At 35.3% G+C, this 16346-nt stretch carries 16 protein-coding genes and 1 other RNA gene; 10 read left to right on the plus strand and 7 right to left on the minus strand.

Annotation, left to right across the window (positions count from 1 at the left end):
- Positions 1 to 3: 3 nt before the first annotated feature.
- The 3 genes from BUB25_RS15625 to BUB25_RS15635 all read right to left on the minus strand — a co-directional run bounded on the left by BUB25_RS15625 (position 4) and on the right by BUB25_RS15635 (position 3053).
- Complete coding sequence (locus BUB25_RS15625) at positions 4 to 456, minus strand: Hsp20/alpha crystallin family protein (protein WP_072945982.1); 453 nt, start codon at positions 454 to 456, stop codon at positions 4 to 6.
- A 171-nt stretch (positions 457 to 627) separates the two neighbouring features.
- Positions 628 to 1887: a DEAD/DEAH box helicase gene (locus tag BUB25_RS15630; protein ID WP_072945991.1), complete on the minus strand. Its 1260-nt coding sequence runs from the start codon at positions 1885 to 1887 to the stop codon at positions 628 to 630.
- A gap of 128 nt (positions 1888 to 2015) precedes the next feature.
- Complete coding sequence (locus BUB25_RS15635) at positions 2016 to 3053, minus strand: formimidoylglutamase (RefSeq protein WP_072945993.1); 1038 nt, start codon at positions 3051 to 3053, stop codon at positions 2016 to 2018.
- 94 nt (positions 3054 to 3147) lie between these two features.
- On the opposite strand from BUB25_RS15635, the gene BUB25_RS15640 reads away from it, so the two are divergent.
- A complete protein-coding gene (locus BUB25_RS15640; RefSeq protein ID WP_072945995.1) occupies positions 3148 to 4032 on the plus strand; it encodes a hypothetical protein in 885 nt (294 codons plus the stop codon).
- Positions 4033 to 4083: 51 nt separating this feature from the next.
- Here BUB25_RS15640 and hutI read toward each other — a convergent pair whose 3' ends face one another.
- Together hutI and BUB25_RS15650 are read right to left on the minus strand one after the other, a co-directional pair.
- Complete coding sequence (gene hutI / locus BUB25_RS15645) at positions 4084 to 5322, minus strand: imidazolonepropionase (protein ID WP_072946052.1); 1239 nt, start codon at positions 5320 to 5322, stop codon at positions 4084 to 4086.
- 4 nt (positions 5323 to 5326) lie between these two features.
- Complete coding sequence (locus BUB25_RS15650) at positions 5327 to 6400, minus strand: glutaminyl-peptide cyclotransferase (RefSeq protein WP_072946054.1); 1074 nt, start codon at positions 6398 to 6400, stop codon at positions 5327 to 5329.
- An 87-nt stretch (positions 6401 to 6487) separates the two neighbouring features.
- Here BUB25_RS15650 and ffs point away from each other — a divergent pair.
- The 3 genes from ffs (at position 6488) to fsa (ending at position 8357) form a co-directional block, all read left to right on the plus strand.
- Positions 6488 to 6585: signal recognition particle sRNA small type (ffs, locus tag BUB25_RS15655), an RNA gene on the plus strand.
- A 166-nt stretch (positions 6586 to 6751) separates the two neighbouring features.
- A complete protein-coding gene (locus BUB25_RS15660) occupies positions 6752 to 7555 on the plus strand; it encodes an SDR family oxidoreductase (protein WP_072945996.1) in 804 nt (267 codons plus the stop codon).
- 145 nt (positions 7556 to 7700) lie between these two features.
- A complete protein-coding gene (gene fsa, locus BUB25_RS15665; protein WP_072945998.1) occupies positions 7701 to 8357 on the plus strand; it encodes a fructose-6-phosphate aldolase in 657 nt (218 codons plus the stop codon).
- 96 nt (positions 8358 to 8453) lie between these two features.
- Here fsa and fahA read toward each other — a convergent pair whose 3' ends face one another.
- Entirely contained in the window at positions 8454 to 9737 is a 1284-nt protein-coding gene (gene fahA, locus BUB25_RS15670; protein ID WP_072946001.1) for a fumarylacetoacetase, read from the minus strand.
- Between the two features lie 107 nt (positions 9738 to 9844).
- On the opposite strand from fahA, the gene glyA reads away from it, so the two are divergent.
- The 6 genes from glyA to BUB25_RS15700 all read left to right on the plus strand — a co-directional run bounded on the left by glyA (position 9845) and on the right by BUB25_RS15700 (position 15596).
- Complete coding sequence (gene glyA, locus BUB25_RS15675; protein WP_072946002.1) at positions 9845 to 11119, plus strand: serine hydroxymethyltransferase; 1275 nt, start codon at positions 9845 to 9847, stop codon at positions 11117 to 11119.
- A gap of 134 nt (positions 11120 to 11253) precedes the next feature.
- Positions 11254 to 11847, plus strand: a complete 594-nt coding sequence (gene miaE / locus BUB25_RS15680) for a MiaE family protein (protein ID WP_072946004.1) — start codon at positions 11254 to 11256, stop codon at positions 11845 to 11847.
- Positions 11848 to 11949: 102 nt separating this feature from the next.
- Positions 11950 to 12447 (plus strand): GNAT family N-acetyltransferase, encoded by a 498-nt coding sequence (locus BUB25_RS15685; RefSeq protein ID WP_072946006.1) that lies wholly within the window; start codon positions 11950 to 11952, stop codon positions 12445 to 12447.
- A 118-nt stretch (positions 12448 to 12565) separates the two neighbouring features.
- Positions 12566 to 13657 carry an efflux RND transporter periplasmic adaptor subunit gene (locus BUB25_RS15690; RefSeq protein WP_072946008.1) on the plus strand — a complete coding sequence of 364 codons (1092 nt, stop codon included), beginning with the start codon at positions 12566 to 12568 and terminating at the stop codon, positions 13655 to 13657.
- Positions 13654 to 14910 carry an ABC transporter permease gene (locus BUB25_RS15695; protein WP_072946010.1) on the plus strand — a complete coding sequence of 419 codons (1257 nt, stop codon included), beginning with the start codon at positions 13654 to 13656 and terminating at the stop codon, positions 14908 to 14910. Before BUB25_RS15690 ends, BUB25_RS15695 begins: the two co-directional genes overlap by 4 nt.
- 2 nt (positions 14911 to 14912) lie before the next feature.
- Complete coding sequence (locus BUB25_RS15700) at positions 14913 to 15596, plus strand: ABC transporter ATP-binding protein (RefSeq protein WP_072946012.1); 684 nt, start codon at positions 14913 to 14915, stop codon at positions 15594 to 15596.
- Positions 15597 to 15599: 3 nt separating this feature from the next.
- Here the strand turns inward: BUB25_RS15700 and BUB25_RS15705 are convergent, their stop codons facing one another.
- A complete protein-coding gene (locus tag BUB25_RS15705) occupies positions 15600 to 16169 on the minus strand; it encodes a pentapeptide repeat-containing protein (RefSeq protein WP_072946013.1) in 570 nt (189 codons plus the stop codon).
- Positions 16170 to 16346 lie beyond the last annotated feature (177 nt).

Genomic DNA, 16346 nt, shown 5'->3' on the forward strand with positions numbered 1-16346 from the left:
TATCTATTTAACAGCGATAGTTTTAGCACTTTTGTTAGTTGCGCCTTCTTTTTTTGCAATTTCCAAATGTAAAATACCGTCTTTATAATTGGCATTAACATTATTTTCATCGGCGTAATCAGGGAGACTAAAAGCTCTACTGAATGATTGATAGTTGAACTCCTTTCTGTAGTAATTGTCTTTTTTGCTGTTTTCTTCTTTTTCCTCTTTTTTTTCAGAAGAAATGCAGAGCATATTGTTGTCGATTTCAATTTTAAAGTCTTCCTTTTTTAGACCGGGAGCAGCTAATTCTACTTCAATTTTTTTGTCTGTTTCTTTCAAATTGACAGAAGGTAAATTACCGCCTAAAGATGAAAAATTCTTACCGTTCCAATCCATAAGATCTCTAGATAAAAAATCATCAAAAAGAGTATTGACAATTGGAACAAAACCATTTCTTTTTACTATAGCTTCCATAATTTTTTAAGATTGAGATTAATATTATTTTTTATTAAAATTAATAAAAAACAGTTGAAATAGTTAATTTAAAAAGTTAATTAACTCGTTATTAGTATTTTACATATAAAAAAAACACCTTTTACGATAATGGTAAAAGGTGTTTTTGAGGCTAACTAATTAAAATTTTAATTAATACCAGCGTTTTTTATTTTGTTTCGAAGCGTTAGATTTTCTTGATTTATGAGCACCACCACTGCGATTTGAGTTTTTAGGTTTTGTTGATCCCCCAGGAGCTGTTTCAGGACTTCCTGAATGCCATGGATAAGGATGGTCATTTATGGTTTTGACGTCTACTTTTATTAATTTTTGGATGTCTTTCCAATAACCATGTTCGTCTTTACTACAAAAAGAAATCGCAATTCCGCCGTTTCCGGCACGTCCTGTTCTACCAATGCGGTGGACGTAAGTTTCAGGGATATTTGGCAGGTCAAAGTTGATAACAAAAGGCAATTGGTCAATATCAATTCCTCTGGCGGCAATGTCTGTGGCTACAAGTACGCCAATTTCTTTGTTTTTAAAGGATTCCAGAACACGTTGTCTTGCATTTTGTGATTTATCGCCATGAATGGCTTCGGCAGCGATGTTGTTTTTTCGTAATGCTTTTACAACATTGTCCGCACCGTGTTTCGTTCTCGAAAAAACCAATACATTCGATAAGTCTTGATTTTTTATTAAATGATATAAAAGGTTTCTTTTTTCTGTTTTTTCAACAAAATAAACGTGTTGTTCTACATTTTCAGCTGTAGAGGAAACAGGGGAAACAGTTACGGTTTCAGGATCAGTCAAAAACATTTCGGCAAGTTCTCTTATTGCAATTGGCATGGTTGCCGAGAAAAAAAGAGTTTGTCTGTTTTTAGGGGTCAGCTTCACAATTTTTTTGACATCATTCACAAAGCCCATGTCAAGCATTTGATCAGCCTCATCCAATACAAGAGTATGCAAATGATCTAAGTCAATGAAACCTTGTTTGTGTAAATCAAGTAATCTTCCCGGTGTTGCAATCAAAATGTCAACCCCGTTTTTTAAGGCATCAACCTGTGGGTTTTGAGAAACTCCTCCAAAAATGGTGAGTTGGGTTAAATTGGTATATTTTCCATAGTCATCAAAATTTTGACCAATTTGTACTGCTAATTCACGAGTTGGGGTAACTACTAGAGCACGAATTTGTTTGGCTTTTTTTGATGAACCTACAATGCGGTGTAATTGATGGATGATAGGAATGGCAAATGCTGCCGTTTTTCCCGTTCCTGTTTGTGCACAACCCACTAAGTCTCTTCCTGCTAAAACTAAAGGAATTGCTTGTTCTTGAATGGGAGTGGGAACGGTGTAGCCTTGTTCAAATACGGCTTTTTGTATACTTTTTGAAAGCGATAAATCTTCGAATAACATATTTTGGATATTAAATACCTTGTATTAAGTACAGAGATAGTTGTGCAAAGATACTATTATTATTTTTGGCATCTTTTTTTAATATTTAGCTGGCTAAATTGATTTTGACAACCAAATGCATGTGTTAATTAGTCAATACTGCCGTTGGATTTTATAAAATCAGTAACAAGATAGCCAATCAACTTTCCAATTAAATGATTGTTTTTTTCTTCAGCCAAATCCGGTGCGCCTTCGCAAATGTGCAAATAAGCAGCATTTTTATTTTTACCAAAGAAAGAGATGAATTGTCTTAATTCTTCTACTGAGAAGCCGCTCATGGTCATCGCGCTACTGGCTATATTTGGGATGGCATCCAAATCGATTTCAATTCCATAGGAATCTGATTTTATGAATTCCAGTGCGCTAATCATTTCTTTGCCGAATTCTTTTTCTTTTCGAATGTTTAGGCTGTCGTAAGTATTGTAACGTACTCGATCTTCTTTCTTCTTGATGATATCCAAGACACTTTTGGAAGTATAGTTTTCATGCAAACCGAAAATAAAATATTTTTTCAAGAAACCTTCCTCGTATGCATAAGAGAATCCGTTTCCACTATGACGTCCCTCTAGAATTCTAAAATCCGAATGGGCATCAAAATTTATGGCATTGACAGCTTTTCCTTTGGCCAAGGCGGTCCCTTTTATGTTTCCGTAAGAATTGTTGTGTCCGCCACCTATAATTATAGGGGTCTTTCCAGATTTTATAATGTTAAAAATAACATGAGAGACATCTTTGTCGATTTTCTCTACCAGTTGACTTAATTTTGTGCGATCGCTGGTGTTATTAAAGTTTAAAAGTTCAACATCCTTCATTTCATCACAAACATCTATTTGTCCAAGAACGATGATTTGACTGCCTTTGCAAAAACGATTATGCTGAATATTAGCGATATTTTTTATGGCGATATCCCAAGCTGATGCTGCGCCAGGTCTTCCAAAATTAGCTCTTATACCAATGTCTTCCGGAATTCCTAACAGCACATATTTGGCTTCACAAGTCTTTAAAAATGAAATTAAATCGGTGTCTTTGGGTACCGTAATCATTTTTTCTCCAAACTTTATTTCACCACTTCTATGGTTAGTAATTTTCGCTAGATCATTAGCAGTAAAACGCAGTAGCTTTTCCATAAAGGATAAAAATTTTTCCAAAAATAATATAATTGTCTTAACTTACGTTATAACTCAAATATATATTGTTAAATTTGGAAAAAAATAATTAAAAATGGAAAATCAAAAAAGTAGTTCAAGTTTAAAAGCTGTTATAGCTGTTTTAGCGGTATTGCTAGTGGGAAGTTTAGTGTATATTTTTAAAATTACCTCAGATGCTGATACCGTACAAACTGAATTAAAATCCACAATGACTGAAAAAGAATCAGTTATGAAAGACTTGCAAGAGTTGAAAGCAACTTATGATGCTGCAATTGCAGAAAATACTTCTATGTCTGAAGAGTTAATTCAAGAAAGAGATAAGGTGGTAAGCTTAATGGCTGACTTGAATAAATCTAAAGGGGATGTAGCTTCATTGGCAAAATACAAAAGTCAATTTGTTGCTTTGCAAAACAACATGAAAGTTTTGATGGCGGAAAATGAAGGTTTGAAAAAAGAAAATACAAATCTTACCACACAACGTGATAGTACTATTGTAGTGTTAGGTGAGTCTAAAAAGTACAATGAAGTATTAGTAGGACAAAACGAAGAGTTATCAAAAGCGGTTGAAAAAGGGTCTAAATTGTCCGTTTTAAACATGAAAACTTCGGCTTATAAACTAAGAAGCTCAGGTAAACAGATTGAAACAGATAAAGCCAGTAGAGCTGATGTACTTAAAATTAGTTTTACGATTGCTGAAAACCAAATTGCAAAATCAGGAGATAAAACATATTATGTACAGGTAATCGATAGTAAAAACAACGTTTTAGGTGATAAGAAAACGGAAAGTTTTGGGGATAAATCTTTAACTTATAGTTTTGTGACAAATGTAAAATATGAAAACAAAACCGTTAATGTTTCGGAAGATTTGCCGGGTAAGGATTTTGCCAAAGGGACTTACTTTGTAAATGTTTTCGATAAAGATGAATTGGTTTCAAAAACAAGTTTTACTTTGCGATAGTAGCTTGCTAATTGAAAAATTAAAAAAAGAGGAACATTAGTTCCTCTTTTTTTATGCAATAATTTTGCCTTCTATAATTACTGTTTCTATTAAATTACTGCCAAAAGCATAGGGCAATTGATAATAAGAAGGAATAGTTTTTGTAACAATCAGATTTGCTTTTTTGCCCACTGTAATACTTCCAAGGGTTTCGGAAACACCCATGGCATAAGCTCCGTTTATCGTGGCTGCATTGATTGCTTCTTCGGGAGTCATTTTCATTTTTATACAGGCTGTGGCTACAACAAAATTCATGTTTCCGGATGGAGTAGAGCCAGGGTTATAATCTGTGGCCAGTGCCAGAGGAAGTCCGGCAGCAATCATTTCACGTGCCGGCGTATAAGGAATACTTAAAAAATAAGAGCAAGACGGTAAAGCTACCGGCATGGTTTCGGTATTTTTTAAAGCCATAATGTCTTCTGTATTCATAACTTCAAGATGATCCACTGAGAGCGCATGGTGTTTTATACCCGATTGAATGCCTCCAATGGAGTTGAATTGATTGACATGGATTTTTGGCTTTAAGCCAAAACTAATTCCCGCTGCCATAATTTCTTCCATTTCGGCTACCGTAAAATAGCCCGTTTCGCAAAAAACATCAATATAATCGGCTAATTTATTTTTGGCAATTTCAGGAAGCATTTCGTTTAATATTTCGTCAATATAGCCTTTTCGATCTTCTTTGTATTTTAATGGAAAAGCATGAGCTCCTAGAAAGGTGGCTTTTATTGTTATTGGATAGTTTTCAGAAAGCTTTTTAATAACACGAAGCATTTTAAGTTCTCCATCGACTGTAAGGCCATAACCTGATTTTATTTCGACAGCTCCGGTTCCCAATCGCATGACTTCTTCCAGTCTGGATTTTGATTGCTCGTAAATTTCTTCTTCGGTAGATTCGTTGAGTTTTTTGGCAGAGTTTAAGATGCCGCCACCGCGGTTAGCAATTTCTTCATACGTCATACCATTGATACGATCTACAAACTCCTGTTCTCGATTCCCCGCATAAACAATATGGGTATGACTGTCGCACCAAGTGGGTAATACTATTTTTCCGGTGGCATCAATAACTTCATCGGCTTTGATTTGGGCTAAATTATCCATAGAACCAAAACCGGCGATTAAATCATCCTGAATCAATAAATAGGCATTTTTGATTGTAGGGAGAATTGCCATTTCGGCACCGGAAACTTTTGAAACAGAAGTTTCCCGCACCTGAAGCAATTCCTTGATATTTATGATCAGTGTTGTCATGTTGTTATTCTGTAATTTTGATTTCAAACATTTTGTCCCAGTTTTTCCCGGTTACAAAAATAGTCTTCGTTTTCGGGTTGTAAGCAATACCGTTTAAAACGTCAGTATCGGGTAATTTTGTAATTTTATTATTTAGATCTGCTAGGTTGATAATCCCTTCAACGGCACCATTTTTTGGATTGATAACCGCAATAGCGTCTTTTTGATATACATTTCCATAGATTTTACCGTCAATCCATTCTAATTCATTTACAGATTTTATTTTTGTTTCATAGGAGTACACATTGATGAAATCAATTTCTTTTAGCGTCTCAGGATCGATAACCCAAATTTTTTCGGTTCCATCAGATTGGTATAAATTTTTACCGTCATTGGTTAATCCCCATCCTTCTATGTTTTTAAAATAAGAGAAAGTTTTTTCTTTTTTAAAGGTATCAGCATTATAAACATAGCCTTCATTGCTTTGCCAAGTCAGTTGGTATACTTTATTGTTGAGAATGGTAATGCCTTCGCCAAAATATTGATCGGCCAATTCTACTTTTTTATATACTTCGCCAGTTTTATAATTTGTTTTTCTCAGGCTGGAAATCCCTCTTTTTCCTGATGGTCCTTCGCCATTTCCGGTTCCTTCATAAAGGGTGTCACGATAAAACTCTAATCCCTGAGTGTAGGCCTGAATATCGTGCGGATAGGTATTTACAATGGTGTATTTTAATAATTTTGGATGAATGTTTGAAACCAGTTCCACTCTTGCGGTAGCCTCTGAGTTTCCGCCATCATAATAAACCAAAGCTTTTAGGTTTTGATAACCTAGTTTTTGGTCTTTTAATTCGAAAGTCAATTTTTCAAGACCTTTCTTAGAAGCGATTTTTTTGTCATTCGCAAAATAAACAATACTGTCAATTGCCTTCTCTTTTGGGTTCAGAATTTCCAAACTTAGTGCTTCTTGTGGCTGATATTGTTCCTTAAATTTGGAAGTATCGAAATTAAATATAGAATTTTCACCTTTTTTTGTATCACCACAATTAGAAAGGGTGATTCCTAATAAAATGATAGATAGTAAGTTATATTTTTTCATGATCGTTTTTTTTATTATCCCAATATACAATGTTATTTTAAGGGAGCAAAGCGCTTGCAAAAATATAAAAAGATTGTATATTTGCACCGGCAAGTCCTACACGACCAGCTCCTGCAGACTCCCCCAGGATGGGAACATAGCAAGGGTACGTGGTTGAGCGGTGCGATGTAGGTCGCTTGCCATTTTTTTTAATCTGATGATGTTTCAGATTCTTTTCAAAGTTTATACAAAAGTAGTCTTCCTTCGGGAGGATTTTTTTATTTTTGGACCTTTCAAAAAGAGTTGGGTTTAGGTATTTGTAGTTTTACAAGATGTCAAAAACTTTAAACTTTAAACCTTAAACTAAAAATAATGAATAAAGTAGTTCTAATTACAGGAGGTTCTTCAGGAATAGGGAAATCGATTGGGGAATTTTTGCATCAAAAAGGTTTTGTTGTTTATGGCACAAGTCGCAATCCGGAACGGGTTTCTAATTCGGTTTTTCCTCTCGTTGCTTTAGATGTTAGAAATCCAGAATCGATTCAGGCTGCAGTTGCAAAGATAATTGCAGCTTCAGGGAGATTGGATATTGTGATTAATAATGCCGGTGTTGGGATTACCGGTCCTTTGGAAGAAATTCCCACTGCGGAAATCAAGAATAATTTTGAGACTAATTTCTTCGGTCCTATCGAAGTGATGAAAGCAGTGTTGCCGCAAATGCGTTCTCAAAAATCAGGTTTGATTATCAATGTGACTTCTATTGCGGCTTATATGGGCTTGCCTTATCGCTCTGTTTATTCGGCTTCCAAAGGCGCTTTGGAGTTGATAACCGAAGCTTTGCGTATGGAAGTGAAGCCTTTTGGAATTCATATTGCTAATGTAGCGCCGGGAGATTTTGCCACTAATATTGCTTCAGGACGTTTTCATGCGCCTTTAGTTAAGGGATCGGCTTATGAGATTCCTTATGGAAATACTTTAAAAATGATGGATGAGCATGTGGATAGCGGCAGTAATCCTAATGAAATGGCCGAGGCTGTGTATCGAATAATACAAACTAAGGAGCCAAAAATTCATTACAAAGTGGGTGTTTTTATGCAGAAATTTTCAATTGTTTTAAAACGCATTCTTCCTGATAAAGTATATGAAAAAATGCTAATGAATCATTATAAGTTGTAATTTTGCAGCAAATTTTATTGATTTTGCAATGGCGTGAAGGATCGCAGTGAAAATCCTCCCTTTTTTTGGGAGATTGTAACGTAGAGCCTGATTCGCCGCGGCGAACACGCCCAAAAAAAGAACACACAATTAAATTATATATATTATGAAATTTTTTATTGACACGGCTAATTTAGCTCAAATTAAAGAAGCACAAGCATTAGGCGTTTTGGACGGAGTTACTACTAATCCGTCATTGATGGCTAAGGAAGGAATTACCGGAAAAAACAACATTTTGAAACATTACGTAGATATTTGTAATCTTGTTGATGGTGATGTAAGTGCCGAAGTAAACGCGCTTGATTATGACGGAATGATTAAAGAAGGTGAGGAATTAGCTGATTTACACGAGCAAATTGTGGTGAAATTGCCTATGACTAAGGAAGGTGTAATGGCTGCTAAATATTTTTCGGATAGAGGGATTAAGACTAATGTTACTTTAGTATTCTCTGCCGGACAGGCTTTATTGGCTGCTAAAGCGGGAGCGACTTACGTTTCTCCATTTATTGGTCGTTTGGATGATGTGTCTACAGATGGTTTGGCTTTGATTGAAGAAATTAGAGATATTTATGATAACTACGGTTATGAAACTCAAATTCTTGCGGCTTCGGTACGTCATACAATGCATATTGTAAACTGCGCGAAAATTGGTGCCGATGTTATGACAGGTCCACTTTCTGCTATTTATGGTTTGTTGAAACACCCATTGACAGATATCGGATTGGCTCAGTTTGTGGCTGATTTCGAAAAAGGAAATAAGTAAAAAATATAATCAGTGATTGGTTTTTAGTGGTCATTGAAATAAACAAAAAGTCCCGTTTCAAATGAAACGGGACTTTTTTTATAATGCTATCGAAAATTATTTTTTTACAAATGGAGGTAATAGTTTAGAAGAAACTTCTCCAAAACCAATTCTTACTTCGTCATTTTGGCAAAAACCTTTCATAATTACCGTGTCATTATCGTTGATGAACTTTCGTTCTGTGCCATCGCTTAGTTTTACTGGATTTTTTCCGCCCCAAGTCAATTCGAGCATCGATCCATAACTGTCAGGAGTAGGTCCGGAAATAGTTCCAGAACCCATCATGTCTCCAGAATTCACACGACAACCATTAGAGGTATGATGTGCAAGTTGCTGGCTCATAGTCCAATACATGTATTTGAAATTGGATTTACTCACTATAGTTGGTTCTGCTTTTTCAGGCTGAATGGCAACTTCTAAATTGATGTCAAAAGAATGTTTTCCTTTTTGTTGTAAATACGGAAGCGGTGTTGGCTCTTGCGTTGGGCCGGCTGTTCTAAACGGTTCCAATGCATCCATGGTTACAATCCAAGGCGATATAGAAGTGGCGAAGTTTTTGGCCAAAAAAGGACCAAGGGGAACGTATTCCCATTTTTGAATATCGCGAGCACTCCAGTCATTCAATAAAACCATTCCAAAAATATATTGTTCCGTTTCATCTACAGGAATACTTTCTCCCATTATGTTGACATCGGTGGTGATAAAAGCCGTTTCCAATTCAAAATCGATTGATTTTGAAGGGCCAAAAACAGGATTTGTTTCACCGGCAGCTAAAGTCTGACCCAGAGGTCTGTGAACGGGAATTCCCGAAGGAATGATCGTAGAACTTCTGCCGTGATATCCTACCGGGATATGAAGCCAGTTAGGTAATAAGGCGTTTTCCGGATCGCGGAACATTTTTCCTACATTGGTCGCGTGTTCTTTGCTGGAATAAAAATCAGTATAATCGCCAATTAAAACGGGCAGTTGCATTTCTACGTCTTCCATTTTAAAGATTACTACATCTTTGTGTTTAGTATTATCTCTTAAGACAGGATTTTCAGCATCAAAAATTTCTGCAATGCGATTTCTTACTAATCTCCATGTTTTTTGACCGTCTGAAATGAAATCATTCAGCGTGTCCTGCATGAACATATCATCTGTCAGTTCAATACCTTCAAAATAGTTTAATTGCTGTAAAGCTCCCAAATCGATTGCAAAGTCACCGATTCGAGTTCCCACTGTCACCACATTTTCTTTAGTAAGGAAAACGCCAAAAGGAATATTTTGAATTGGGAAATCACTATTTTTGGGTACTTCTAACCATGATTTTCTATTAATATCGTTAGCTGTTATTGGCATATTATGTTAATTATTTTGTTGAAAATTATACATCAAATATATCATAATCTAACTGTTTAGCAAGCGTTTTTTTGTATTTTTGCTCCAAATTAACTAAATTCAAAGAAATGCAACGCGACGAACAAATTTTTGACCTTATTCTGGAAGAACAAGAAAGACAAATACACGGATTAGAACTTATTGCCTCAGAGAACTTTGTAAGTGACGAGGTGATGGAAGCTGCCGGTTCTGTATTAACCAATAAATATGCCGAGGGTTATCCTGGTAAAAGATATTATGGAGGTTGCGAAGTAGTGGATGTTATTGAACAAATCGCTATTGACAGAGCCAAAGAATTGTTTGGTGCCGAATATGCAAACGTACAGCCGCATTCGGGTTCACAAGCCAATACAGCCGTTTTCTTTGCTTGTTTGAAACCAGGTGATAAAATATTAGGTTTTGACTTGTCTCACGGTGGACATTTAACTCACGGTTCGCCGGTAAATTTCTCAGGACGTTTATATAATCCTGTTTTTTATGGTGTAGATGCTGAGACAGGACTTTTAGATTATGATAAAATTCAAGAAATTGCGACTAAAGAACAACCAAAATTAATCATAGCAGGAGCTTCGGCTTATTCCCGTGATATGGATTTTGAGCGTTTTAGAGTAATTGCGGATAGCGTTGGTGCGATTTTATTTGCCGATATTTCTCATCCTGCAGGACTTATTGCTAAAGGATTGATGAATGATCCAATTCCTCATTGTCATATTGTATCGACTACTACACATAAAACGTTGCGTGGACCGCGTGGAGGTTTGATCATGATGGGGAAAGATTTCCCAAATCCATTTGGTCTAACTACGCCAAAAGGAGAAATCAGAATGATGTCTTCTCTATTGGATCTAGCCGTTTTTCCTGGAAATCAAGGAGGGCCGTTAATGCATATTATCGCTGCAAAAGCAGTCGCTTTTGGTGAAGCCTTGAAAGATGAATTTTTTACCTATGCTTTGCAATTGCAAAAAAATGCCAAGGCTATGGCGGAAGCTTTCGTAAAAAGAGGATACAATATCATTTCAGGTGGAACTGACAATCACATGATGTTAATTGACTTGAGAAACAAAAATATTTCAGGAAAAGAAGCTGAAAACGCATTGGTAAAAGCAGAGATTACCGTGAATAAAAACATGGTACCTTTTGACGATAAATCACCATTTGTAACTTCAGGAATTCGTGTTGGAACAGCGGCAATCACTACTCGTGGATTAGTTGAAGAAGACATGGAAACCATTGTTGACATGATTGACAGAGTTTTGATGAACCACACCAATGAAGAAATCATCGAAGAAGTAGCCAATGAAGTAAACGAAATGATGAGCGAAAGAGCGATTTTCGTTTTCTAATTTTATAGTTTCAGGTTTAAAGTTTAAAGTTTTAAATTTTGTGTTTACCAAAAGTAATATCAAAGTCTAGAACTTTAAACTTTTTCCGTTTTTATTAGAACTTTAAACTTGAAACAATTTTAAACAAAATATAAATGTCTGTACTAAGATTAAAATTACCAACTGACCCAAGATGGGTCAACATTGTCGAGAAAAATATCGAGGAAATCTTGACAGATCACGCTTGGTGTGAACAAAAAGCGGCAACCAATGCCATTACGATTATCACTAATAATTCAGAGCATCAGGATTTAGTTCAGGATCTTTTGGCTTTGGCCAAAGAAGAAATCGACCATTTTGAACAAGTTCATAATATTATCATCAAACGCGGTTTAAAATTAGGTCGTGAACGCAAAGACGATTATGTCAACGAATTGTACCAATACATGAAAAAAAGCAGCAACGGCAGCCGTGTTTCCAGTCTGGTGGAGCGATTGCTTTTCTCGGCGATGATTGAGGCCAGAAGTTGCGAGCGTTTCAAAGTGCTTTCGGAAAATATTCAAGACGAAGAATTATCGCAGTTCTATAGAGATTTGATGGAAAGTGAAGCGGGACATTATACCACTTTTATTACTTATGCCCGTAAATACGGAACCGGAATTGACGTAGAAAAAAGATGGCGCGAATGGATTGAATTTGAAGCTTCGATTATCGAAAATTATGGCAAAAGCGAAACAATACACGGATAGTTTATAGTATTCAGATTGTTGTAAGAGTAAGCTAATCGTAAAATTTTAAAGATCTTATTCTTTACTCTTTGTTATGTTTTTTAATCTAACTCCTAACTACAGATGATTACAATAAGAGAAGCCCAAGCGCAAGATTTTAAAGCCATTCAAGAAATTGCCTATAAAACTTGGCCGGACGTATACGGAGAAATTCTTTCGGCAGCCCAATTGGATTATATGTTAAAAGCATTTTATGCTGAGGAGGTATTGAAGGATAATGTAGTTCATAAAGGACATCATTTTATTTTAGCTTTTGAGGACGATTTCTGTTTGGGTTTCGCCTCCTTCCAGCATGATTATTTGGGCGAAAAAGTGACTCGTTTGCATAAAATATATTTGCTTCCGGAGGCACAAGGAAAAGGTGCTGGCAAACAGCTAGTCGGCGCTGTCATCGATTATGCAAAACATAACGGTTCAACTGTTATTTCCTTAAACGTAAACCGATTCAACAAAGCCTTGACTTTTTACCAAAAATTAGGTTTTGAAGTCGTCGCAGAAGAAGATATAGAACTGGAACACGGTTATTTGATGGAAGACTATAAGATGGAAAAGCAGCTGTAGTTTATTTTGAGTAAAAAGCGTTTTTTATTTATTTAAAAGAAATTTCTTCTATTATTCGTTTTACAGAAAAAAGCAGTAAATTTAATGTTTATTGAAACTGTTTTTTTAAGATGCCAAAATGAAATATGAAAAATTTTTCCCCCTTATTGCGCTGTTTTTGCTCTTTTCTTGTTCAAAAAGTAGAGAGGGAATAAAGCCCGATAACGGCAGTGTTACCGAAAGTGTCTATGCATCGGGTATTATCAAAGCCAATGATCAATACACTGTTTTTTCTACGGTTAACGGAATTTTACAAAAGATAAAAGTAGTTGCGGGACAGCCAGTTTATCAAGGAGAATTATTATTTGAAATAGAAAGTGAAAAAGCGGCTTTAAATACCGAAAACTCCCGACTGGCTTATCAACTTAGTCTGCAGAGTAGCCAGTTTATCCAAGACAAAATTGCCGAAATGGAACTAAAAGTACAATCGGCTAAAGACAAACTTACTCTTGACGAATCTATTTATAGCCGAAATAAAAAAATCAGGTCTCTCGAAGGAATCTCGGAAGTTGATTTTGAAGGAATCGAATTGGCCTATAAAAGTTCTAAACTCAATTATGAGGCCACTCAAAGACAACTGGCTCAACTTAGGGCACAGTTAAAAAATGATCAAAACAGGAACAATATCAACCTTAAAATCAATGAGAAATCACAAAGTGATTTCAATATCAAAAGTGCTTTTTCGGGTAAATTGTTTGATGTTTTAGTCAAAGAAGGCGCATTGGTGACAACCCAAACTCCTTTGGCCATTATAGGGAAATCCAATTCCTTTTTGCTGGAACTAGAAGTAGATGAAAATGACATGGTTCGGGTACAATTAGGGCAAAAAGCACTCGTGACTATGGACAGCTATAAAGGAAAGGTTTTTGAGGCTATGGTCGATAAAATTTACCCTATTATGGATGAGCGTTCCCGTACATTTAAAATTGAAGCCCACTTTGTAAATCCGCCCAAAAAACTCTATCCTAATCTTACGGCTGAGGCTAATATCGTTATTCGAACAAAAGGAAATGCCCTTACCATTCCCAAAGCCTATTTAATGGATAATGAATACGTTTTAGTGAATGATAATGAAAAACGAAAAGTAAAGACCGGTTTGAGTGATTATCAAAAAGTAGAGATTTTAGAAGGATTGAAAGCTGATGAAATGATTTACAAGCCCAAACAATGAATTTTAAACTGATTTTAAATATTGCTTTTCATTTACTTAAAGCCCGACTCAAACAAACTATAGTTGCCGCTGTGGGGGTTACCTTTGGGATTGCTATGTTTATTACTTTGATTAGTTTTATGGGAGGCTTAAATGAAATGTTAGATGGATTAATGCTCAACAGGACACCTCACATTCTTTTGTACAATGAAGTAAAACCATCAGAGAACCAGCCCTTGTCTTTATCAGAAGAGTATAAAAATCACACGAAATTTATTCATTCCATAAAACCAAAAGACAGAGGCAAATCAGTTTACAACAGTCAATCGATTATTAAAGTTTTAAAACAGGACAAACGCATCATAGATGTAGCACCCAAAGTGACTGCTTCTGTTTTGTTTAATTCAGGAACAATTGAGATTTCGGGTTTTGTAAACGGAATTGATATGCTGGCCGAGGACAAACTTTTTAAGATAAGTGATTATATAACTGAAGGAAAAATTGCTGATTTGGCTCAGAATAACAGCGTTATTATTGGGATAGGATTAGCTAATAAAATGTTGCTTTCAAAAGGAGATATTATTAAAATAACTACTTCTAACGGAGATTTGACTCCTTTGAAAATTGTAGGGATTTCTGAAATTGGAATTGCCGAAATTGACAATGTAATGAGCTATACTTCTTTGGCTACAGCTCAAAAAATATTAGGCCAGCCCAAGAGTTATATTACGGATATCCAGGTTAATTTGTATGATAAAGAAAGCGCAGTTGAACTTGCAAAAGAATTTCGTAAGGAATTCAATATTGATACGATAGATTATCAAACCGCCAATGCGCAATTTGAAACCGGGAGTACAGTGCGAAGTATCATTTCTTATTCAGTGGGAATTGTGTTGCTTATCGTGGCCGGATTTGGTATTTACAATATATTGAATATGATGATTTATGAAAAAATGGACAGTATTGCCATTCTTAAAGCTACGGGTTTCTCCGGCAGTGACGTAAAATGGATTTTCATATCACTCTCAATAATTATTGGACTTACAGGAGGGATTTTTGGACTCTTATTTGGATTTATTTTCTCTAATATAATTGATGTAATTCCTTTTGAAACCACATCTTTACCAACCGTAAAAACCTATCCAATTGTTTATAATATCATTTATTACATCATAGGAATTGTTTTTGCTTTTTGCACTACAATTATCGCAGGACTTTTTCCTGCTCTAAAAGCAAGTAAAGTAGATCCTGTAGAAATCATTAGAGGCAAATAACTATGGAAGAGAATAATAAAGTGATAGAAACTATAGGTCTAAGTAAATACTTTTATGATCCCATAAAATTTCAGGTAATCAAAGAAGTTGATTTGAGTATTAATCATGGTGAGTTTGTTGCTATTGAAGGGAAATCAGGCTCGGGAAAATCGACCTTGTTGTATTTACTCTCAACGATGGATACGGATTATGAAGGGCAATTGTTTATTCATAATGAACTTGTAACTGGACAAGGAGATGCACAATTAGCAAAGATTAGAAATGAAAAAATTGGTTTTGTTTTTCAATTTCACTATTTATTATTAGAATACAATGTTTTAAAAAATGTGATGCTTCCGGGCTTAAAATTTGGAAAATATTCCGAAAAGGAATTAGAACAGCGCGCTATGGACCATTTAAAGACACTTGGGATGGATACTCATGCCTTGAAAATGCCAAACCAGTTGAGTGGAGGCGAAAAACAACGTGTAGCTATAGCTCGGGCATTAATAAATGATCCTTTAATCATTATGGGGGATGAACCTACGGGAAATTTAGACAAGAAAAATGGCGATTTGGTTTTTGATATTTTCAAAAAACTCGCAAAAGAATTCAATCAGACGATATTAGTTGTCACTCATGATATTGATTTTGCCAAAAGAACCGATAGAATAATCACGATGGAAGATGGCCGAATTATTTCCTGATTCTTATTGAACCACAATTTCATATTTTGTCAATAAACCTTTAACAGCTTCCAATGAAAATTGCGCTTTTTTGAGTTTTGTTCTCATCGGATCAATAGTATAATTGCGGCTGGTTCTAAAATCAGCTTTGTTTGCGATGGCTTTATCAAATTCAGCCCGATACAAATCACAAGTATCAAAAAGAGCCTCGGTCAAATCAGTATTCATAAAATCAACAGCTATAAGACTACTATTGATGAATGTAGTTCCTTTCATTTTTAAAGCGTAAAATTTAGAGAAATCCAAAATACAATTGGTAAAATGGATTTCAAAAATGAGTTTATCGCACATGGCAAAATTGACATCTTTTATTTTGCAATGATTAAAAAACACAGTTCTTAAAGCGACGTGATTTATTTTGGAGTTGTTAAAATTACAATTATTGAAGGTGCAATCCAGGAAGCTGACATCTATAAAATTGCATTGGGAGAAATCACAATGATTAAAAACACAGGATTCAAACTCCTTGAAATTGACATCGTCTATACCATAAGTAATATTGTTGTATTGCAGGTCAAGATGGTATGCAGGCATTTTTTGTAGATGAAGTTTATTAAATATTGGCTAAACTAGAAATAAAATATCGAATAATACACTATTATCAAGGCTTAAGTTTTTTGGCTAAGACAAACGGGCAATTCTCATTTAGGTAGTAATAGAAATTGTCGAAACTATTATGCTGGGAATTAGTACTGAAATCAGCTCCTTTTT

The organism is Flavobacterium granuli, assembly GCF_900129705.1.
Lineage (GTDB): Bacteria > Bacteroidota > Bacteroidia > Flavobacteriales > Flavobacteriaceae > Flavobacterium > Flavobacterium granuli.